Origin of the sequence: Myroides oncorhynchi (assembly GCF_020905415.1) — a bacterium.
GTDB classification, from domain to species: domain Bacteria; phylum Bacteroidota; class Bacteroidia; order Flavobacteriales; family Flavobacteriaceae; genus Flavobacterium; species Flavobacterium oncorhynchi_A.
In genome coordinates this window covers 1,154,092-1,175,312 of sequence record NZ_JAJJMP010000001.1, presented here as the reverse complement: position 1 = coordinate 1,175,312, position 21,221 = coordinate 1,154,092, and the positions used below count along the sequence as shown (strand labels likewise).

Below are 21,221 nucleotides of genomic sequence, written 5' to 3'. Positions count from 1 at the left end.
ATGAAATTATGGCAAAAGAATACTACTGTAGATAGTTCTGTAGACACTTTCACAGTAGGACAAGATAGAGTGTTAGATATGAACCTTGCGGCATTTGACGTTATGGGGTCACTGGCACATACACAGATGTTAGAAAGCATAGGATTACTAGAGTCAGAAGATTTAGTAGTGATTCAAAAAGAATTAAAACAAATATACCAAGAGATATTAGCTGGTCAATTCGAGATAGAAGATGATGTAGAAGATATACACTCTCAAGTAGAGTTGTTATTGACTAGAAGAATAGGTGACGCTGGTAAAAAGATACATTCAGGACGTTCAAGAAACGACCAAGTATTAGTAGACCTTAAACTTTATTTTCGCCATGAGATAGAAGAGATAGTGATCAAGACTAAAGAGGTGTTCGATACGCTACAGCAGTTGAGTAATCAGTATAAAGATGTCTTATTACCTGGGTATACTCACCTGCAGATAGCGATGCCTTCTTCATTTGGATTGTGGTTTGGAGCATATGCAGAGAGTTTAGTAGATGATCTAGAGATGATGTTAGCAGCGTGGAAAGTAACGAATAAGAATCCGTTAGGATCTGCTGCAGGTTATGGTTCGTCATTCCCATTAAATAGGCAGATGACTACAGATCTATTAGGATTTCAATCTATGAACTATAATGTGGTCTATGCTCAGATGGGGAGAGGGAAGACAGAGCGTATATTAGCACAGGGACTAAGTTCTATAGCGGCTACTTTAGCGAAGTTCGCGATGGATGGTTGTCTATATATGAGTCAGAATATGGGCTTTATCAAATTCCCAGATCATTTGACTACAGGCTCGAGTATTATGCCTCATAAGAAGAATCCTGACGTATTAGAGCTAATTAGGTCAAAATGTAATAAGATACAAGCTTTGCCTAATGAAATAGCTTTAATGACTACTAATTTGCCTTCTGGATACCACAGGGATCTTCAGTTGTTAAAAGAGAATTTATTTCCTGCTTTTACATCGTTAAAAGAGTGTTTAGATATCTTGAGACTGATGTTAGATAATATAGAGGTGAATAAAGAGATATTAAGCGATCCGAAATACGACTATTTGTTTAGTGTTGAGGTCGTGAATGAATATGTGCTAAAAGGGATGCCATTTAGAGAAGCATATAAAGAGATAGGGCTGTCGATAGAGGCAGGTACTTATCAACCGTCAAAAGAGGTAAATCATACACACGAAGGTAGTGTAGGTAACCTGATGAACGATGCAATCAAAGGAGAGTTTGACCGTGTATATGGGGCATTCAACTTTGACCAAGTAAATGAGAAACTAGTAAGTTTAGTGTTGTGATAGATTGAAAGAGGCTTTTCCACGCGGTGGGAGGGCCTCTTGCTATTTATTAATTTATCAATGTTAACTATAATTGATTAAGAGTTGTATGAAGTGATAAACTTTGTGCAGCTCTTTTTTGTTTTATTTAATTATCTTTAATGTTCTTAAAAAGAAGATAATGAAGAGATTATTATGTTTATTATTTATCTGTGCGACATCTTTGGTATCCGCTCAGATTACAGATATTGCTGTAAATAAATCTTCTTTTGAGAAGTCAGACTTTCCTTATAAAGGAGACAGGGTGCTTCTGGTAGATCGAATAAATGGTTCTAAAGAAGAGAACATATTTGTCTTCGCTAAGAATAAACGAGAAGAAGAGCAGGATATACTCTATATACAGCAATTCACTAAAGAGAACGATAAGTGGGAACTTAAAGTTAATAAAGTAATAGCTGATGAGGGTATCGTTACTTCTGTTTATAATAACCGCAAGGCATTTAATGATGTAGAGAAAGATGGTTTAGTCGATGCATTATTTATATATACGCGAAATAATAGGGGTGATATGGATAACCCTATTGAGATTATAGGCTTATTGTTTCACAAGCATCAGTTGTATTGGGTATCTAGTACATCTAGTTCAAACTTTACAGATGATACGTACAGTTCTAATTTTAGTACATTACCTAATACTGTTCAGGATTATGTATTAGACTATTGGAGGAAGTTAGATAAGAGGTAGGGTGTCAAATTTACGGCTATGAGAGAGATCTATTACTTGTGTAGTATATGTTGATTATAGTAAAGAGTGCAACAAAAAAAGCTCTCCACTGTGGGAGAGCTAGTATATTATATATACGTCTATTAAACGTCGTCGTAGTCTACATAAATTTCGTCTGAAGTAACGATAGCTTGACACGATAGGATTATACCGTCTGCTATTTCGTCGTCAGACAGGATACTGTTCTTTTTCATCACAGCAGATCCTTTTACTATCTTACACATACAAGAGCTACAGATACCTCCTTGACAAGAATAGGGTGCGTCAACACCTGCTTTAAGAACACCATTAAGCAATACTTCGCTCTTCGGCATCTCAAAAGTAGTTTCTTCATCATCTACTAGTGTAGTTACTCTAGTAGTACCTCCGTCTGCTTGTACAGGATCTACACCATCTGTATTAGGAGTAAAGATCTCAAAAGCGATTTTGTCTTTAGAGACACCTTTCTCTTGAAGCGTAGTGCTCACTGTATTGATCATATCTTCTGGCCCGCATAAGTAGTAGTGGTCAAATGCAGTATCTTTATGTTTATTGTTTACGACGAAGTTAATGTTCGCTTTGTCAATTCGCCCAAAGATAGAGTCATTCTCTCTGATACGTGAGTATACGAAGTACACATTTAGACGTTCAGGATATTGTGCTTGTAAGTCGTGTAATTCTTTGTAGAATATTGTTTCTTCAGCATTCTTGTTTCCATATACTAATACGAACTTGCTGTTAGGCTCTTGTTCTAATACTGTCTTTAGGATAGCCATCACAGGAGTGATACCACTACCTGCTACAAATGCTGCATAGTTATTCGCGACAGTAGGGTTAGGCTCTAACATGAATCTTCCTTCTGGGCTCTCTACTTCTAGCTGATCACCGGCTTTCAGTGTTTCGTTTGCAAAAGTAGAGAACACACCGTGTTCTACTTTTTTTACTGCTACACGTACTTCTCCACTAGTAGGAGTAGAGCAGATAGAGTAAGCTCTACGAATCTCTTTCCCCTCGTGTTGGTATTTAATATTAAGATATTGACCTGCTGTGAATGCAAATTCCTCTTTTAGGTTGGCAGGAATATCAAATACTATTGATACTGCATTAGGAGTTTCTCTGCGAACTTCTTTTACAGTTAATAGGTTGAATCTTGACATAGGTAGTTTAGTTTGAACTGACAAAAATACAAAAGAGAATGAGTTAAAGGTGAATTTAATGTTATAATGACTAATTCTTTTACAGTTAATTAACGCTTTAGAACTTTCTCTACTTAGGTATTGTCTTATTCTGTGAGTTGATGTAGTAGTATGAAGTCAATGAATATAGAAGTTGGCGATGTGATGAGGTACTGATAAGAGATAGAGGCTCAATGTAGTGTTGACATTTTTAGAACAATATAATAGTCAAGGTGTAACAATGCAATAAATACACTGACTAATAGTTAGTATTAAATAAAACCTAACCAATGAAACAATTTATTACACTTTTTACGCTTCTGTTTGGTTTGGCTGTATTCGGTCAACTAAAGGGAAGTATAAAAGACAAAGAGGGTAAGCCCATTAGTTATACTACGGTATATCTAGAGAAAAGCCAACAGAATACAATAAGTAATGAACAGGGATTATATGAATTAAATCTATCTCAGAAGGGGGAGTACACAGTCGTATATCAATTCTTAGGCTATAAGACGTTGCGAAAGAATATTACCCATACTGGAGCTGTCCAAGAGGTAAATGTGGTGCTGGAGTCTGAAGACTTTATATTAGAAGATATCGTGATCACGGCAGGTAAGAACCCTGCAGATGATTTGATCAGACTAGCGATAAAGAACAAACAGAAGAATACGGAAGGTATGTCTGCTTTTACCGCAGATTTTTATTCTAAAGGGATGTTGAAGACGCTGAAGATGTCTAAATTTTTTCAAAAGAAGGTACAGGTGAATGGAAGTGGATTATCTGGTGTGGATTCACTGGGTAGAGGAATAGTGTATCTGTCAGAGACCGTGTCTAGCCTAAAGTATCAAAAACCGAACAAACTAAAGGAACATATCATCGCGTCTAAGGTAAGTGGTAGTAATAGTGGATATAGCTTTAATACTGCGGATGAGTCATTCTATGACTTCTATGATAATCATATCGTGATCGGTGAGATGGACACTAAACTAATCTCTCCGATAGCAGATGCAGCGTTCTCATACTATAAATACACGCTAGAGGCTACCTTCAGAGATCAAGGTGTATTGATAAATAAGATCAAGGTGATGCCTAAGTCTGCTGCTCAGCCTGTGTTCTCTGGAGATATTTATCTAGTAGACGGTATAGGAGCTATATATGGTGTAGACTTAAAAGTAACAGGTGTAAGTGTACAACAACCACTGATAGAAGAAATCAATGTGAGTCAGAACTTTAGTTATAATGAGGACAATAAGAGCTGGGTGAAGCGCTCGCAGAACCTTGACTTAGTGTTTGGAGCATTAGGAGTACAGATACAAGCAGTGTTTTTAAGTGTGTTTAACAACTATAACTTTACACCTAACTTCACTAGAGCGAGTTTTGATAAAGAGATTTTATCTTTTGCAAAGGATGTAAATAAGAAAGGGGATGACTTCTGGGAGCAGAATAGATTATTTGCTTTGTCAGAAACAGAATTGAATGATTATCGTGTGAAGGATAGTATAAGGCTAGTGAAAGAGTCTCCTGCGTATAAAGATAGTATTCGAAAAAAATATAATAGATTTAAAGTAGGTGATGTATTCGGTGGTTATAACTATAGAGGAGAAGATAATAAGTATAGTATTGGATATACTGGATTAATAGGCATAGATAAGCCTGGATTTAATACTGTGCAGGGGTTCAATATGAAGACAGATGTATATGGTTCTATCTATGATAAGGATAAGGTAGGGTATACATATGGTAGAGCTAGTTTTGACTATGGGTTTGCTTCTGATAGACTGAGGGTGTATGGAAAGTTATTGCGCCAGTTTAAAGGGGAATCTAAATCAGCAGTGTATATAGAAGGAGGAAGTAAAATAGATCAGTATAATAAAGAGAATATACCAGAGCTACTAAATACTGCATTCTCACTATTAATGAGAAAGAACTATGCGAAGTACTATAATCACAATGATATATATGTAGGGTATTACGGTCAGTTCTTCAATGAGGCTCTAAAAGTACATACTGCGATAGGGTATGAGGATAGAAGTCCTCTGTATAATAATGCTAATGGCTCATTCTATAAAGGCGGTAGAGCATATACGTCTAATGACCCACTAGCGCCTCTAGATATGAATAGTAGCCCTATCAGAGATCATCACTTATACAAGTTTAGAGTAGGGACTACACTATCATTAGGGATGAACTATGTAAGCTATCCTGACAAGCGTATCTATATGCGAAATCCTAGCTATCCTCTGATAGAGGTGAACTATGAAAAGGGATTTAGTGGTAGTAATAAAGGGCTAGAATACGATAAGCTGGAAGCTAGGTTTAGCCAAGGACTAACGGTGAGTAATAAAGGGAGATTTGAGTATAATGTATTGATGGGTAAATATTTTGGTGCTGATGGAATCTCTTATGTGGATAGAAAACATTTCACAGGTAACGAGACTCATCTAAATATCACGAATGATAGACTGACTTCGTTTAATCTATTACCGTATTATGCTCTGAGTACAAATAAGTCTTATGTAGAGAGTCATTTTGAGTATGATTTTAAAGGATTCTTAATTAATAAGGTTCCTTTGTTAAGAGAGACGGGGTGGAATGTAGTACTAGGATACCACAATGCTATGGTAAGTGATATAAAGCCATATCACGAGTTTACAGCCGGTTTGTCTAACTTCGGATTTGGAAAGATTAATTTCTTCCGTATAGACTACGTACGCTCTTATCAGGGAGGGTCATTTGCTAAAGATGGTATTATGATAGGAGTGAAGAAAAGCTTTTAGTTAATTATCATTTATTTTTAGATATAAACAGTCCTTATGATCCATGTTGTGATTATAAGGGCTTATATGTATAAGGGTATAAAAAAACACCTCATCTAGATCAGATGAGGTGTTTTTAGTATATATCGTTTTCTTATTAGAAGTTCGATTTAAATTGTTCTAAGAAACGTACATCGTTCTCAAAGAACATACGGATATCTCCGATTTGGTATAACAGCATAGCAATACGCTCTATCCCCATACCAAAGGCAAAACCACTGTACTCAGTAGGGTCGATATTACAGTTCTTAAGAACGTTAGGGTCAACCATACCACATCCCATTATTTCTAACCATCCAGTACCTTTAGTAATACGGTAGTCTGTCTCAGTCTTTAATCCCCAGTAGATATCTACCTCAGCACTAGGCTCAGTAAATGGGAAGTATGATGGACGTAGTCTAATCTTAGATTTACCAAACATCTCTTTCGTGAAGTATAACAAAGTCTGTTTTAAGTCAGCAAAAGAAACATCTTTATCAATGTAAAGACCTTCTACTTGGTGGAATATACAGTGTGAACGAGATGATATAGCTTCGTTTCTGAATACACGCCCTGGAGATATAGTTCTCAATGGTGGTGTATTCTTCTCCATATAACGAGTCTGTACAGAAGATGTATGTGTACGCAATAGTTGTTCTGGATTAGTCTGAACGAAGAACGTATCTTGCATATCACGCGCAGGGTGATACTCTGGGAAGTTCAACGCAGAGAAGTTATGCCAGTCATCTTCAATCTCTGGCCCTTCAGAAATATTAAAACCAATGTTATTAAAAATATCTACAATTTGGTTTTTAACTAGAGATATTGGGTGTCTAGAACCTAAGTCTAAAGGGTATCCAGGACGTGTCAAGTCACCGTAAAGACCTTGTACATCTTTAGATTCTAGTTCATCTTGAATAGATTTTACTTTATTCTCGACAGTGTTTTTTAATAGATTGATAGCTTGACCAAACTCTTTCTTTTGCTCATTAGACACAGTTTTAAAGTGTGCAAATAAGTCGTTTAAAATTCCCTTTTTAGATAAGAATTTTATTCTAAATGCTTCAAGCGTCTCTTTGTTATCAGTGGTAAAGTATTCCGCCTCACCGATGTATTCCTTTATTTTATCTATCATCTTAAGTAAAGTAAAAAGCAAATTTACTGCTTTTCAATTAGACATAAAATTATAAAGCCCTATAATTTTATTAATTGTTACTATAGTTAGTTAATAAACTTGCTTTCTAAAAAGTAGTTTACAATAGCTTCTTTCATTAAAACTGACTGTTCACCAGCTTTAAGATTTGGTAAGCTTTCTTTCACGTGGTAGTGTGGCCATCCATCTTGATCGAAGTGATCAAACTCGTAATAACCATAAGGTTCTAATAAACGACATATTGCAATATGCATCAGATTAAGTTTGTCGTCTTTTTTATATCTCTTTTTGATTTTACCTAATTCTTGTACTCCGATTAAATATATGATAGCTTCTAAGTCTAGTGTTTCTCCGTCACCAAAACGATCAGATACCTTCTGAACCACGGCGTCCCATCTAACTTTTAATTGTTCATCTCTTGCCATAATGTTATTTATATAGGAGCAAAGATACTATTATTGCTTTATTGTAATTGATAGATTTATAATATCTTCGCATCAAAATAGATTTAGAGTTATTATGTTTTTAGATTTTTTATTCCTTATTGCTATTGGCTTTGCCATATTTAAAGGAGCAAAGGATGGTTTATTCATCTCTGTAGTTTCTTTCTTATCTTTATTTATAGGAATGATAGGAGCTCTAAAATTCTCTAATATCATTAAGGATTTCTTAATGAATTCATTAGGATGGGAATCGCCATCAATCCCATTATTGGCTTTTGTTGTTGCTTTCTTTTTAGCTATTCTAGCAGCTAGATTTGTAGCGAAGGTGGTGACTAAGTTTTTTGAGACTGTTTTTTTAGGGTTCTTTAATCGAGTATTTGGAGCAGTATTTCAGATTTTGATTGTTGTTTTAATAGGAAGTATATTCTTATCTATATTTGATGAGATTAATAATATATTCACTTTTGTTCAACATGATACATTGATGAACTCTGTGAGTTATAAGATATATATGACATTATCAGAGTCTATTCTTCCTAGCTTATATGATTTGGTAAAATCTCTATTCAGCAAGAGCATTGACCTATTGAAAGAGGTAAATGAACAACAACCTGTTTCTGTACAGTAACTACCATCATTATCGACAATCTACATCGACAATAGTACGGGGCTGTCTCATAAAGACAGCCTCTTTTTTTAGTCATATTTAGTATATTTACACTCTTATTATTTGTTTATTTAGTTGATTATCAGTATTTTTAAGTTGATAAATCAATGTGTTTATGGCAAAACAATCCCCTAGATTTAAATACTACGCTCAGAATCAAATGAGCTTAATTCCTCATTCCTTAGATGATTTTATCCCTAAGTTACATCCTGTACGTATTATTAATACAGTAATAGATAAGTTAGACTTAGAAAGCTTATATGATAGCTACTCTAAATGTGGTGGTATCAGTTATCATCCAAAGATGTTACTAAAGGTTCTAATTTATGGTTACCTAAACAATGTGTACAGTAGTCGCAAGCTTGAGCAAGCCTGTTTAGAGAATGTTCATTATATGTGGTTAAGTGGTATGTCCTACCCAGACCACAATACAATTAATCGTTTTCGCTCTTCAAAACTTAAGGATTATATAGAGCAAATCTTTACTCAGGTTGTTGAGTTATTCATAGCGGAAGGTTTTATTAGTATTGAAGAGGCTTATATTGATGGAACTAAAATCGAGGCCAATGCTAATAAATTCACCTTTGTTTGGAAGAAAGCTATTTCAAATTATAAAGAAAAGATGGTTCAGCAGATTCTAGAAATATGGGGTTATGCAGACTCTATTGCCAGACAAGAAAGTGAACTTCCACCACCCCCAGACTTTAAGAAAATAGATGCAGAGACTATAAATCAAGCCATTGACACATTAAATGCAGCGTTAAAAGACAATCCAGATGTTGACCAGAAAGTAAAGAACAAACTTAAGTATATCAGCAAAGAGTACCCTACAAAAATTCAAGAGTACCAAGAGCATGAAGCTATACTAGAAGATCGCAATTCTTATTCTAAAACAGATAAGGATGCTACTTTTATGCGTATGAAGGAAGATCATATGAATAGTGGTTTTCTAAAAGCAGGCTACAATGTTCAAATATCAACCAACAATCAATATATCCTTGCCTATAGTATACATTCAAACCCAACTGATACAACTACATTAATACCTCACTTAGAAAAATTCAAAGAGAATTATGGCGAATATCCAAAGTCTGTTATAGCAGACGCAGGGTATGGTAGTCAAGAAAATTACACCTATTTAGAGGATCAACAAATTAAAGCTTTTGTGAAGTATAATACTTTTGAGCAAGAGCAAGAACAAGTAGAAAAAAAAACCAGGAAGAATGCTAAGCAAAGTACAAAGCCTTTTGCAACAGATAAATTATTTTACCAACACAAAGGTGATTATTTTGTATGTCCTATGGGACAAGAAATGCACTATATTGGAGATACAACAAAAGCTACAACTACAGGCTTTATCCAAACATTAAGGCAATATCAAGCTAAAAATTGTCAAGGTTGTCCTTTAAATGGTGTATGCCATAAAGCAAAAGGCAATCGGACTATAGAAATAAACTTTGAATTACAACGACACCGAAAAAAAGCAAGTAAATTACTCACTACAAAAGAAGGTGTTGACAAGCGTACACAAAGGTGTCACGATGTAGAAACAGTTTTCGGAAACATTAAACAGAACCATGGGTTCCGCCGATTTATGCTTCGTGGTAAGGAAAAAGTCGCAATAGAATGGGGATTATTGGCAATTGTACAAAATATTAGAAAGAGAGCTGCCTAAAAAGGCTCTTTTAGTTCCTTTTTTCTTTAATATCCTTTTTCAATCCTCTGAGGTTTGCATATTTTAAGAAAATCCTCTAAAAACAATATCTAAAATATCAGAACAAAGAGAGCTGTCTCTTTTTGCAATGAGACAGCCCCTTTTTTAATGCGATTGTTAGATGTACTTCAATGTACTTTCTTCTATCCACCCTTCTTCTTGGTTATCTAATTTAACTTTAACCCAGCGAGCTTTTTTTTCTAATATATAAACTTTAGTGCCCTCGTGTAGCTCTTTGATAGTTTTAGATGTGTTTTTAGCTTCTTCTTTAAGATTAACCTCTTTCGTAAACAAGATTCCCGTCACTTCCTTTGAGGCATACTTTTGTTCAAAAGAAGCAGCATACATTGCTCCTCCAATTAGAATAATAGATAGCCCTATAAAGACAAAACATATACGTTTAACAGTACTACTATTATTTAGATAATAAACTACAAAGCCTACAAAAACGAAGAAAGCTAATACTGTAGCTAGTGTAGCCCAACCATCAACTGATAGTTTCTTTAAACTTTGGTGTATGATATCCTGATTGTCATATTCCTTAATGATAGTGATATCATCTACTAACTCCTTGCGGGCATAGTTCAGATTAGTATCTATTGATTTGTTCTCAGGAGTTAATTTTAGTGCTTTCTCATAATAGTATACTGCATTGACATAATCCTGTGTTTTATAGTATGTATTACCTAGATTAAAATATACTTCAGGAGAAGTAATCCCTTGTTTCTCTATCTGCTGATAAGCAGAGATAGCATCTGTATATTTCTCTTTTTGAAAAAGCGAATTGGCTTTTTCGAATTGTTTCTCCCAAGAATCTGTTTGCGCCCAAGTATGAAAGCTCATAACAAATATAAAAAGAGTGATGATATGTTTCATGATGGTCTATTTGAATTGTTTTTCTAATTCAGAGATAACAGTAATTGCATTGTCATAGTCTTTATTTACATTGACTTGGTCAGTCGGAGCATATCGCGCCCACTCACAAGCATTCTTTAAATCCATAAAGTCTTTTACAGCCTCTTCTGTTATGTTTTTATCTGATAGTATATCTATTATGTTTTCGTTACTCATTTCGCTTGTTACCATATCAAGCTTCGCTTTTAGGAAGTTATGTAGACATCGTTCTAATGCTTCGTAGAACAATTCTTTGTTGTTCATATGCTTCTTCGCTTCTCCTAAATATTTCTTTGCTAATCTATTGTTATTTCTCAGTCTAATACCATCAAAGTCTGATGCAGATCTACGACGCTGTCTAACTACAATAATAAAGAAAGGTATGGCTAAGAAAGGCAATGCTGTAAATACATAGAATAAGGTACTACCCCAATATGAACTAGCATAAGGTTTAACAATAGTTGGTTTAGCTATATTAGCTTGAAACAATTCACTTTTATCAACTACAGTCGTACTTTTAGCTTCATTATTCTTAGGAAGTGTTGGTCCTTCTAACACATGTATTGCTAAACTGTCTATGTTTATCGTTTTATACTTCTTTGTATTTAAGTCAAAGTATGAGAATTCCATAGGATCTATAGCATAGTCCCCTTTATATTGTGGAATAATAATATAGTTATTCACACGGCTTCCTTGCATACCATTTACGCCTGAAGTAATCTTATCAGCTGTAGTGGGATCATACATCTCAAGGGCAGAGTGTGCATGAGGGGTAGGCATAGTTAGTAAGTTCAGGTTTCCTTTACCTGATACCTCCAGTTTCAAGTTCAATTGCTCCCCTGCTTTTAAACTAGTTTTAGTAGGGGTTACTTTAAAGTCAAAAGTACCTACCGCACCTGAGAAGTTAGCTGGCTTATCCACTTCAGGTAAATCTTTTACACGAATTGTTATTTTGCCAGTACTGTATTCTTTTTCAGTGTATCCAAACTCAGGATGTCCAAAAAAGTCTCTTCTGCCTGTTGGAATTTCAGCCTGAATTAGTAAAGCTAAGGGATCTATAGTTATAGCACCTGCTTCTTGAGGCATTAAAACGTCCTGTTTTAATAAGATGTAGTTAGTCTCTTTTCCTTTAAATTTTCCAATTTTTACATCAGGTCTTTGAGGTAGATTTACATTATGAACCCAAAACTTTTCATAAGTTGGAATATTCTTACCTGTGAATCCTGCTATGTTAGTATTAAAATATAACTTATACGTAATGGTTATTGGCTCATTAAGATAAGGAGAGGTATTATTGACTTCCGCAACTAAATGGATATCTGCTAAAGCTTGTTGTTGTATTTGGTTGTACTGTTGTTGACGAGGGTCTTGTCTAACAACTGCATCTGTTATGGTAACACTGATAGGTTTAGTCTTATATACTTGACCTTCTATATCTATAGATGCTGATCCTATAGTGAATTTACCTTTTCTCTTTGCTTGTAAGAAATAAGAGTAGGTTTTATTAAATGTTTTTTTACCATTAACCCACGAGAAGTTTACAGCCTGATTAGGACCTCCTACTATATTGAAGTTATCAAACTTAGGAGGTACAAAATTGTCTCCATCTTGATTCATAACAAAATCAACACGGATGTTTTCATTAAGAGGAATGTTATCTCTACTGACAGTGGCCTCAAAGCTCACCTGAGCTAAGATAATCTGTGTGGAGATTAGAGCAAATAATAATATGTAGTAACGCAGTGTTTTCATTGTAATCTACCAGTCTTTTTTTCTTTTTTCAGGTTGTCCAGCAGTTTTCGCTTTTTCGCCACCTTTAGGGTTTCTTTCTATTAACCTTTGTTGTACGCCTTTTTCATCTTTGTTCATAGCATCTAAGATACGGTCTATTTGATCTCTACTTGGAGCATTAGGATTGTTCTGTTGAGGTTTATCTTGTCCCTCTTTATCCTTGTCCTTGCTGTCTTGATCTCCTTTGTCTTTTTGATCTTGATCCCCTTTGTCATTCTTATCTTTCTGATCGTCTTTTCCTTTATCGTCTTTTCCTTTATCGTCTTTATTGTCTTTGTCCTTTTGATCTTTGTCTTGATCTTCGTTATCCTTGTTCTGATCTTTGTTATCCTTGTTCTGATCTTTGTTCTGATCTTTGTTGTCTTGAGGATTTTCTTTATTCATCTTCTTTGCAACAGCGTAGTTGTAACGAGTTTCATCATCTTTAGGATTGTTCAGTAATGCCTTTTTATATGCTTGCTCTGCTGCTTGGTAGTTTTTAGATTTCATATAAGCATTTCCTAGATTGTGATAGGCAAGGTGTTTAGCTTCTTTAGTAGATGCTTTCTGAGCAGCTCTTAAGTATGCCGTTTCAGCCTCTTTATTCAGCTTCTGTTTATACATAGAGTTCCCCATATTATAATCAGCAGTAGATTTAGCATCTCTAGAGTTTGCTATTCTATAAGCTGCTTCTGCTTGACTATAATGCTTGCTTTCATATCCTTCATTTCCCTTGCTTAGTGCTCTACCTACAGATTGAGCAAAAGAGCTAAGAGAGAATAACAAAAAAAGTAGTAGGTATAATGAGTTTTTCATAATAAGTGACATGCTATTCTTTTTCATTAAACAGATTAAGTTTTTTCATCCAAATCGTTTTTCTTTCTAGTATGAATAGATCTATAAAGATTAGCAAGAAAGCAAATCCTAAAAACCATTGGTACTGTGCTTGATATTCTGCTATTTGTTGATCTTCAAAGTCTGTTTTTTCTATTTTGTTTAAGTCGTTTTTAATTAGATCAACGATCTCTTGCGTGTTTGAACCATAATAATATTTCCCACCCGTAGCATCTGCAATGTGTTTGAGAGTAGAAGGATTAAGTTTAGTGGTTACTATTTCATTATCCCAATCTCTTTTGTATTCTGTTCCTTTTGCAATTTTGATAGGTATAGGACCTCCAGTTTCTGTCCCCACCCCAATGGTTATAATTTTAATTTTCTTTTCTTTAGCAATCTTAATAGCATTTTCCATTTCTTCTCCGTGATCTTCTCCATCCGAGATAAGAATCATGACCTTACTCGTATTAGGGTTATCAAAAAAGTTACTTGCTACATATATGGCATCTTCAAATGCTGTTCCTTGTGATGAAACCATATCAGTATTCATCGTTTGCAAGTACATCTTTGATACATAGTGATCTGTAGTTATAGGTAATAATGGGAAAGCTGTTCCTGCATAACCTACTATACCAACTCTATCTGGACCTAGATTATTGATGATCTGAGAAACTAATTGTTTCATTTTACTCAACCTATCAGGAGCCATATCTTGAGCTAACATACTTTTAGAAACATCTAGTGTAAATACAATATCTACTCCCTGACGTTTAACAGTAACTACTTTGGTTCCAATCTTTGGATTAACCAATGCTATCACGATAAAACCTAAAGCAGCGAGATATAGAGATGCTTTAATAATAGATTTGTTCTTAGATCTATTTGGTGCTAAAGCTTTAATGGCTTTATGTGTAGCAAAAGATTGTTGCTTCTTTTTCTTCCATAGATTATTTGCTATAAAGATTAGTATCAGTATAGCTACTATTAAAAAAAGAAATAGATATTTTTTATTGTCTAACTCCCACATAATCTATTATATAAATCCTCTGAAGATTGTTTTTTGTAAGATGAAATCAAGGCATAAAAGAATAAAAGCAAAAAGAACAAGTAATTGGAACTGATCATTTGCTTTGACAAACTTCTGTTCGTCTATCTTAGTCTTTTCTAGCTGATTGATTTCTTCATAAATTTCTTTAAGTTTCTTAGTGTCTGTTGCTCTAAAATATTTGCCTCCAGTAGTTTTAGCTATTGACTTCATCAAGGCTTCATCTAGTTCTACAGGTATTCTTTCATAGACAATTTCTCCGTTTTCTTTGATTCCAACAGGAGACTCTGCTAGTCCATTCGTCCCAATACCAATAGTGTATACTTTTATATTGTATTCTTTTGCTATTTCAGAAGCTAACTTAGGGTCTACTGTACCTGTGTTGTTAACACCATCTGTAAGTAAGATAATCACCTTGCTTTTGGCAGGGCTATCTTTTAATCTGTTAACAGCTGTTGCCAATCCTACACCTATGGCAGTACCATCTCTTAAGACATTGTCATATTTAATACTTTTTAGGTCGTTTAAGATAAGTATCTTGTCACTAGTTACAGGTGTCTTAGTGTAAGCTTCTGCCGCGTAAATAACTGTACCTATACGGTCTGACATTCGCTGTTCAATGAAGTCTGCAGCTACAGCTTTTAAGGCTTCTAGTCGATTTGGCTTTAAGTCTTTTGCAAGCATACTACCAGATACGTCCATTGCCATCACTATATCAATCCCATGACTAGAGTGTATCTGTGAGTTAACATTAACAATCTGTGGCCTTGCCATCCCCACTATAATTGCACTAAGAGCAAGTATTCTTAAAACAATAGAGATAGGCAATAACTTAACTAATAGTGAAGTTTGCTCTTGTACACCTTTGATGGTGCTTAATTTTACTGTAGCACGTTGTTTTTTTCTATTGCTATACCATATAAATATTGCTATAGGCAATAATATGAATAGCCAAAAGAATTCAGGGTTTGCAAAAGTTATATTCTTTATCATTGTTATTTCTGCTCTTGTTTATAAAGTATCGAATCAAATATACGCTCTACTAATGCTCCGGCATTAGTATCTTCTGTTAGATAGAATACCCACACTTGATCTTTGTTGTAACCATGGCCAGTTATAACACCTTGGAAAGATATGTTTTCTTCTTTTTTGTTTTCAGAATTTTTAAAAGAAAAAGAACCTTTTACTTTTGTTCCAGTGATACCATTAGCATTCTCAAATTCTTCATCCTTATATTCTAGATTATCTGTTTTATTGTTTTGAGTTAAAATAGAAATAGAATAGGTAATTAGTTCTTTTTGAGAGTATTTAAATTCTTCAGTTGTCACAACATTATTCACAACAATATGAATAGGGTCTTCTAATACACCAAACTTGAACTGATTTAAAGATGTTATTCCATCAGGTTTAGTCTGTTCTAATATTGGTTCGTTTTTACGTATTAATACTTCAGGAGTAGAGACGGTTATACCAGGACTAGTACCATATTCACTAGTAACCCATTCCTTGTTTAACAATTTCTTAGTGTTGTTAAACGTTAGCCAATGATAATCCTCTTCTGAAGTAACATTAACTAGATATATGATACCTGTAATGATTACCAGAACAGAAGTTACTATAGTAGGTATCCAAATACGTACTCTTTTCTTCTTTTTCTTGCGTTCTTCTCTTAATCTGATTAACTCAGTTTGAGTAGCAGCAGAGATAGGATAAGCTATATTAATGCCATTAACGATATGTTGTATCTTAGATGTATCAGCTGTTATCTCTCCCTCTGTAGGTTGTGATTTTGCAAATTTTACTAAATCGGCAGCTTCTAATACTCTTTTTAAGTCTTTAATGATATTCGGATCTAACTTAATTTCTTTATCGTTTAGAGTAGCTTTAAGTATAGTAATGATTTCAAATGTAGTTAATTCTTTAGCTGAAATACCGAAAGTTTCTTCTATAAAGTTTCTAGTAATAATACTCATATCAGAATAATATGGCTTAGCATCACCACGATTCCAATTTTTCTTCTCTTCTAATTTTTTAAGCTTTTTTACAGCTTTCTCAAAAGGAGTTTTATATTTATCATCTTCTGTAAGGTTCTTCTCTTGTTGTTTTTTGATATACCAGTACATACCAATACCTAGGATTATAGCAAATACAATAAATAAGATGTAATACCAGTATGTAGAGAATGAAGCCCCTTCTTTTGAGATGTTTTTGATTTCGAATAGAGGCTTTTTGATAGTATCTACTTCTATGTCCTGTACATTTATCTTAATAGAATCTGTATGAAATAACTTAGAATCTACAATGACAGGTATAGAAGGGACACTAAAATCTCCCGCATCAAACTGTGTAAGATGATATTTTTTTATTAATTCTAGAGTATTGTCGTTACTGATTGTATCTATTGGGAAAGACTCAACTACATCAAAATTACCCAATTGTTCTGTAGCAGGGAATGTAACTAATGTACCTGCTTTAGTATGGGCTTTAATCGTATATAGAAAGGTATCTCCTAGTTTAATAGAAGTAGTATCTACTGAAGTCTCTATTCTATTCTGTGCTAGAGACGAAAAAGTAGTTATTATACAAAATATAACGATATGTAGAAAATTAGATTTCATGTTACTTATCTTGTTTTAAAGTATCCTAATAATTTCTTTACATAACTATCATTTACTTCTATATTGATAGTTCCTGCTCCACATTTTTGAAATACCTTTTTAAAGTTTTCTTCTTGCTTATTAAAGTGAGAAGTATAAGCATTTCTCACAGAGGCATCTGAAGTGTTAATTAGTTGTTCAGTATGATATTCAGCATCAAACACATTGATTAGACCTACATTAGGTAACTCTTTTTCTCTTTTGTCATAGATTCTAATACCCGTAATATCATGTTTTTTAGCTGATATTTTTAAAGTTTGCTCAAAGGAATTTGTTAAGAAGTCAGATAGAACGAATACGATGGCTTTCTTCTTAACGACTTTAGACAGGTACTCTAATGCAAAACCAACATCAGTTTTTAAGCTTTTAGGCTTAAAATCAATAAGCTCGCGTATAATCCTTAATACATGTGTCTTTCCTTTTTTAGGAGGAATGAATAATTCAATCTGATCAGAGAATAGGATTAAACCTATCTTATCATTGTTCTGAGTAGCAGAAAAGGCAAGTGTAGCAGCGATTTCTAATACGATATCTTCTTTAAATTGATCAGAAGAACCAAAGTTTTCAGAACCACTTACATCTACCAAAAGCATCATTGTCAATTCGCGCTCTTCTTCAAATACCTTAATATAAGGTTCGTTATATCTCGCTGTAACATTCCAATCAATAGCTCTTATATCATCACCGAATTGGTATTGACGAACTTCAGAGAAGGTCATACCTTTTCCTTTAAAAGAAGTATGATACTCTCCTGAAAAAATATGGTCGCTTAGGCGTTTAGTTTTTATCTCTATCTTTTTGACCTTTTTTAAGATATCTTTCGTTTCCATGACAATTCAACTTTCTAATTAACAAAATCATCAAAACCTATCTACAACTCTTTATAAATAGGTTTTGTATTATATGAAATACTTCTCTACTAAGGAACTTCTATCTCATTTACGATTTGGTTAATAATATCAACAGAAGTTATACTTTCAGCTTCAGCCTCATAAGTAACACCGATTCTGTGACGTAGTACATCTATGACTACAGCTCTTACATCTTCTGGGATAACATATCCTCTCTTTTTAATGAACGCATAACATTTTGCTGCTAGTGCTAAGTTAATACTTCCACGAGGAGATGCACCAAAACTAATCATAGGCTTTAGTTTCTCAAGTTTAAATTGTTCTGGATAACGTGTAGCGAATATGATATCTAAGATGTATTTCTCGATCTTCTCATCCATATACACTTTCTTTACCGCTTCTTGAGCTCTTTGTATCTGTTCTAGAGTGACTACAGCATTAACTTGAGGTTTCTCACCCGCTAAGTTTTGACGGATAACTAATCTTTCGTCTTCTAACTTCGGATAATCAATAACTGTTTTAAGCATAAAACGGTCCATCTGTGCCTCTGGAAGAGGATATGTACCTTCTTGCTCTACAGGGTTTTGAGTAGCCATTACTAAGAATGGTTTATCTAATATATAAGTCTCATCACTAATTGTTACTTGCTTCTCTTGCATCGCCTCTAATAAGGCAGATTGTACTTTTGCAGGAGCACGGTTAATCTCATCCGCTAAGATGAAATTAGCGAATATTGGCCCCTTTCTAATAGAAAAGTCATTCTCCTTTACATTGTATATCATGGTACCGATTACATCAGCAGGGAGTAAGTCTGGCGTAAACTGGATACGATTAAACGATCCATGTACTGCTTTAGATAAAGTATTAATGGCTAAAGTCTTTGCTAGACCAGGTACTCCTTCTAGTAATATATGTCCCTGACCCAACAATCCTATCAATAACCTATCGATCATATGTCTTTGACCAACAATAACTTTATTCATTTCCATTGTAAGAATGTCGATAAAGGCACTTTCTTTTTCTATTAATTCGTTTAGTTCACGGATATCATAATTAGATCCTGTTGTGTCCATATAGTTAGTTTTTTTCTAAAGTAATATACTTTTTTGATTCTTAACGCAAATTCAAAAAATATTCTTTACCTAGTTGTTAATGTATGGTTAAATATAACATTGAGTTTTCGCATTTAGGTCTGAATTGTGACTTTCTTTTTATAATTTTAAGAACAAAAACAAAAATGTTGTGATTAATAAGAGATTACTTATTAAAAATTTACTGGCACATTATGATGAAAATAGCTTCTATGACAAGAAGCGACAACTCAATTTGCACAGTAAATCTGGCAAGGCTAAGTTTCTAAAACATATCTGTGCCTTAGCCAATTCGAACCCTGATAATAGTTCTTATTTATTAGTGGGTATTGAAGACGAAGATAATGAAATAGTGGGAGTAGACTTCTATGATGATAGTAAGATTCAGAATTTAGTGAATGCTTATCTCGAGAATCCTCCTTTTATTACGTATGACAATGTAGCGTTTAATGATCTGCCTAAAGATAGGGTAGTAGGTTTAGTATCGATTCGTTCAATAAATGGATTGACAACTTTCAAGAGAACCATTGGCGAGGTAGTAGAAGGAAGTTATTTTGTACGTATAGGAAGTACCTCTATGCCTGATGTAATTGTTCCTCGTAGCACAAACAAGGAGATAGTGAACAGTATAGAGAAAAACTCTCAGAACGATTTAGCGAGTATCCTAGACAGTGTTATCTCTTTTATGACAGATACCCATAGGGATATGAAACCTAGATATAATGTGTTTAGAGAGCAGTTTATTATCTGTTGGGCTGGTAATAAGAAAATGGTCAGGGGAATGCCTTTTTATTCTCGAGTAGATATAGAGTTCGTTAATGAACATATTAAGTTGTTCTATTCGGACTTAGATTCGGTAACGATTGCTTATAATGGACATAAGTTTGTTATTACTGAATATCTTAACTTAGGACTAAATGATAAAACGAGTTTCTATCCATTCGAAGAAGTAATGATTACATTCTCAGAGAACGGTACTTACTCTATGACTAATACAGTATTATTTAAAGCTCCTTCATATAATAGAAATATATTAGGACATATCTATGGAAGTAGTTTAAATGTTATTTTTAAAGTTCAAAACAATCTAAAACTTACGATAAAAGAAGAACGGGTATTGGGAAAACTATGTTTTAATTTGATGCTATGCTATCTAAATGGTTTCGAAAATGCTAAAGATGAACTAATCTCCGTTAAAGATTATTTAAAATATTCAGATGACCCTCAGCTATTTATAGCCTTTAAGGAAGTAATGCGTATCTTGCGTAAACTAAAATATGAAACAGAAATAGATGAGTAGAACGTTAGTTATAGGTGATATACACGGAGGATATAAAGCGCTGTTACAAGTCATGGAGCGTGCTAAAGTTACTCTACAGGATAAACTGATTTTCTTAGGTGATTACGTTGACGGATGGAGTGAATCTGAGAAAGTAGTTGGTTATTTATTGCAATTAAGAGAAACACATACATGTATATTCTTAAGAGGAAACCATGAGACGTTATTAGTAAAATGGCTTCAAACGGGTATAGAGAATAAAATATGGGAAGGCAATGGAGGTAATGCATCTATGAAGTCGTATGCTTTAGATAATATCACACAAGAGAAACGCGATGAACACCTAGTGTTTTTTGAGGATTTATTAGTAGATTATCACATAGATCAAGATAATAGATTATTTGTTCATGCTGGTTTTACAAATCCAAGAGGAGTAAAAACGGAATTCTTTAGCGAATACCTATATTGGGATCGCACTTTATGGGAGATGGTGATGGCTATGGATTCTTCTATCTCTGAAGGTGATTCTCGTTATCCTAGAAGATTACTTCATCACAGTGAAATATTTATTGGACATACACCTGTGACTAACTTTGGCTTTAAATTCCCTACGAATTATGCTAATGTCTGGAATATTGATACTGGTGCTGCCTTTTATGGATGTATATCCATTCTAGATGTGAATACTAAGGAATTCTGGCAGAGTGACTCTGTTGCGAGCTTGTATCCTAATGAACAAGGGAGAAATCATTAATAATAAACGCTTTTAGTATATTTGT

The 21,221-nt window shown here is 34.1% G+C and carries 18 protein-coding genes; 7 read left to right on the top strand and 11 right to left on the bottom strand.

Annotation, left to right across the window (positions count from 1 at the left end):
* Positions 1-1,332, top strand: coding sequence for an argininosuccinate lyase (gene argH, locus LNQ81_RS05160; RefSeq protein WP_229945090.1), 1,332 nt, complete (start codon positions 1-3; stop codon positions 1,330-1,332).
* Between the two features lie 160 nt (positions 1,333-1,492).
* Positions 1,493-2,056, top strand: a complete 564-nt coding sequence (locus LNQ81_RS05155) for a hypothetical protein (protein ID WP_229945089.1) — start codon at positions 1,493-1,495, stop codon at positions 2,054-2,056.
* Between the two features lie 122 nt (positions 2,057-2,178).
* Here the strand turns inward: LNQ81_RS05155 and LNQ81_RS05150 are convergent, their stop codons facing one another.
* The gene (locus LNQ81_RS05150; protein ID WP_229945088.1) at positions 2,179-3,231 is read right to left on the bottom strand and encodes a ferredoxin--NADP reductase; all 1,053 of its coding nucleotides are present in this window, start codon (positions 3,229-3,231) and stop codon (positions 2,179-2,181) included.
* A gap of 308 nt (positions 3,232-3,539) precedes the next feature.
* Between LNQ81_RS05150 and LNQ81_RS05145 the strand changes: the two genes are divergently transcribed.
* Positions 3,540-6,026, top strand: coding sequence for a DUF5686 and carboxypeptidase regulatory-like domain-containing protein (locus LNQ81_RS05145; protein WP_229945087.1), 2,487 nt, complete (start codon positions 3,540-3,542; stop codon positions 6,024-6,026).
* A gap of 136 nt (positions 6,027-6,162) precedes the next feature.
* On the opposite strand, the gene pheS is transcribed toward LNQ81_RS05145, so the two are convergent.
* Together pheS and LNQ81_RS05135 are read right to left on the bottom strand one after the other, a co-directional pair.
* Entirely contained in the window at positions 6,163-7,179 is a 1,017-nt protein-coding gene (gene pheS / locus LNQ81_RS05140; RefSeq protein ID WP_229945086.1) for a phenylalanine--tRNA ligase subunit alpha, read from the bottom strand.
* A gap of 86 nt (positions 7,180-7,265) precedes the next feature.
* Positions 7,266-7,622, bottom strand: coding sequence for a hypothetical protein (locus tag LNQ81_RS05135; RefSeq protein ID WP_229945085.1), 357 nt, complete (start codon positions 7,620-7,622; stop codon positions 7,266-7,268).
* A gap of 94 nt (positions 7,623-7,716) precedes the next feature.
* Between LNQ81_RS05135 and LNQ81_RS05130 the strand changes: the two genes are divergently transcribed.
* Both LNQ81_RS05130 and LNQ81_RS05125 read left to right on the top strand, forming a co-directional pair.
* Positions 7,717-8,268, top strand: coding sequence for a CvpA family protein (locus LNQ81_RS05130; protein WP_229945084.1), 552 nt, complete (start codon positions 7,717-7,719; stop codon positions 8,266-8,268).
* Positions 8,269-8,422: 154 nt separating this feature from the next.
* Positions 8,423-9,982 carry an IS1182 family transposase gene (locus LNQ81_RS05125; RefSeq protein WP_229945083.1) on the top strand — a complete coding sequence of 520 codons (1,560 nt, stop codon included), beginning with the start codon at positions 8,423-8,425 and terminating at the stop codon, positions 9,980-9,982.
* A 156-nt stretch (positions 9,983-10,138) separates the two neighbouring features.
* Here the strand turns inward: LNQ81_RS05125 and LNQ81_RS05120 are convergent, their stop codons facing one another.
* The 8 genes from LNQ81_RS05120 to LNQ81_RS05085 form a co-directional block, all read right to left on the bottom strand.
* Entirely contained in the window at positions 10,139-10,897 is a 759-nt protein-coding gene (locus tag LNQ81_RS05120; RefSeq protein ID WP_229945082.1) for a tetratricopeptide repeat protein, read from the bottom strand.
* A 6-nt stretch (positions 10,898-10,903) separates the two neighbouring features.
* The gene (locus LNQ81_RS05115; protein WP_229945081.1) at positions 10,904-12,667 is read right to left on the bottom strand and encodes a BatD family protein; all 1,764 of its coding nucleotides are present in this window, start codon (positions 12,665-12,667) and stop codon (positions 10,904-10,906) included.
* Positions 12,668-12,673: 6 nt separating this feature from the next.
* Positions 12,674-13,528 carry a tetratricopeptide repeat protein gene (locus tag LNQ81_RS05110; protein ID WP_229945080.1) on the bottom strand — a complete coding sequence of 285 codons (855 nt, stop codon included), beginning with the start codon at positions 13,526-13,528 and terminating at the stop codon, positions 12,674-12,676.
* On the bottom strand, positions 13,515-14,546 hold the full coding sequence (locus tag LNQ81_RS05105; protein WP_229945079.1) for a VWA domain-containing protein: 1,032 nt from the start codon (positions 14,544-14,546) through the stop codon (positions 13,515-13,517). Before LNQ81_RS05105 ends, LNQ81_RS05110 begins: the two co-directional genes overlap by 14 nt.
* Positions 14,547-14,552: 6 nt before the next feature.
* On the bottom strand, positions 14,553-15,557 hold the full coding sequence (locus LNQ81_RS05100) for a vWA domain-containing protein (RefSeq protein WP_229945078.1): 1,005 nt from the start codon (positions 15,555-15,557) through the stop codon (positions 14,553-14,555).
* Positions 15,558-15,559: 2 nt separating this feature from the next.
* Positions 15,560-17,182 (bottom strand): BatD family protein, encoded by a 1,623-nt coding sequence (locus LNQ81_RS05095; protein WP_229945077.1) that lies wholly within the window; start codon positions 17,180-17,182, stop codon positions 15,560-15,562.
* Positions 17,183-17,187: 5 nt separating this feature from the next.
* Complete coding sequence (locus LNQ81_RS05090; RefSeq protein ID WP_229945076.1) at positions 17,188-18,051, bottom strand: DUF58 domain-containing protein; 864 nt, start codon at positions 18,049-18,051, stop codon at positions 17,188-17,190.
* An 89-nt stretch (positions 18,052-18,140) separates the two neighbouring features.
* Positions 18,141-19,145 carry an AAA family ATPase gene (locus LNQ81_RS05085; protein ID WP_229945075.1) on the bottom strand — a complete coding sequence of 335 codons (1,005 nt, stop codon included), beginning with the start codon at positions 19,143-19,145 and terminating at the stop codon, positions 18,141-18,143.
* A 169-nt stretch (positions 19,146-19,314) separates the two neighbouring features.
* Here LNQ81_RS05085 and LNQ81_RS05080 point away from each other — a divergent pair, with 169 nt between their 5' ends.
* Together LNQ81_RS05080 and LNQ81_RS05075 are read left to right on the top strand one after the other, a co-directional pair.
* Complete coding sequence (locus LNQ81_RS05080; RefSeq protein ID WP_229945074.1) at positions 19,315-20,463, top strand: DUF5929 domain-containing protein; 1,149 nt, start codon at positions 19,315-19,317, stop codon at positions 20,461-20,463.
* Positions 20,456-21,196, top strand: coding sequence for a metallophosphoesterase family protein (locus LNQ81_RS05075; RefSeq protein WP_229945073.1), 741 nt, complete (start codon positions 20,456-20,458; stop codon positions 21,194-21,196). Before LNQ81_RS05080 ends, LNQ81_RS05075 begins: the two co-directional genes overlap by 8 nt.
* The last annotated feature ends 25 nt before the right edge of the window (positions 21,197-21,221 follow it).

Bases quoted from the DNA above. Each gene is read 5' to 3' on its own strand.
- argH (WP_229945090.1), top strand. From the start codon at position 1: ATGAAATTATGGCAAAAGAATACTACTGTAGATAGTTCTGTAGACACT.
- LNQ81_RS05155 (WP_229945089.1), top strand. From the start codon at position 1,493: ATGAAGAGATTATTATGTTTATTATTTATCTGTGCGACATCTTTGGTA.
- LNQ81_RS05150 (WP_229945088.1), bottom strand. From the start codon at position 3,231: ATGTCAAGATTCAACCTATTAACTGTAAAAGAAGTTCGCAGAGAAACT.
- LNQ81_RS05145 (WP_229945087.1), top strand. From the start codon at position 3,540: ATGAAACAATTTATTACACTTTTTACGCTTCTGTTTGGTTTGGCTGTA.
- pheS (WP_229945086.1), bottom strand. From the start codon at position 7,179: ATGATAGATAAAATAAAGGAATACATCGGTGAGGCGGAATACTTTACC.
- LNQ81_RS05135 (WP_229945085.1), bottom strand. From the start codon at position 7,622: ATGGCAAGAGATGAACAATTAAAAGTTAGATGGGACGCCGTGGTTCAG.
- LNQ81_RS05130 (WP_229945084.1), top strand. From the start codon at position 7,717: ATGTTTTTAGATTTTTTATTCCTTATTGCTATTGGCTTTGCCATATTT.
- LNQ81_RS05125 (WP_229945083.1), top strand. From the start codon at position 8,423: ATGGCAAAACAATCCCCTAGATTTAAATACTACGCTCAGAATCAAATG.
- LNQ81_RS05120 (WP_229945082.1), bottom strand. From the start codon at position 10,897: ATGAAACATATCATCACTCTTTTTATATTTGTTATGAGCTTTCATACT.
- LNQ81_RS05115 (WP_229945081.1), bottom strand. From the start codon at position 12,667: ATGAAAACACTGCGTTACTACATATTATTATTTGCTCTAATCTCCACA.
- LNQ81_RS05110 (WP_229945080.1), bottom strand. From the start codon at position 13,528: ATGAAAAAGAATAGCATGTCACTTATTATGAAAAACTCATTATACCTA.
- LNQ81_RS05105 (WP_229945079.1), bottom strand. From the start codon at position 14,546: ATGTGGGAGTTAGACAATAAAAAATATCTATTTCTTTTTTTAATAGTA.
- LNQ81_RS05100 (WP_229945078.1), bottom strand. From the start codon at position 15,557: ATGATAAAGAATATAACTTTTGCAAACCCTGAATTCTTTTGGCTATTC.
- LNQ81_RS05095 (WP_229945077.1), bottom strand. From the start codon at position 17,182: ATGAAATCTAATTTTCTACATATCGTTATATTTTGTATAATAACTACT.
- LNQ81_RS05090 (WP_229945076.1), bottom strand. From the start codon at position 18,051: ATGGAAACGAAAGATATCTTAAAAAAGGTCAAAAAGATAGAGATAAAA.
- LNQ81_RS05085 (WP_229945075.1), bottom strand. From the start codon at position 19,145: ATGGACACAACAGGATCTAATTATGATATCCGTGAACTAAACGAATTA.
- LNQ81_RS05075 (WP_229945073.1), top strand. From the start codon at position 20,456: ATGAGTAGAACGTTAGTTATAGGTGATATACACGGAGGATATAAAGCG.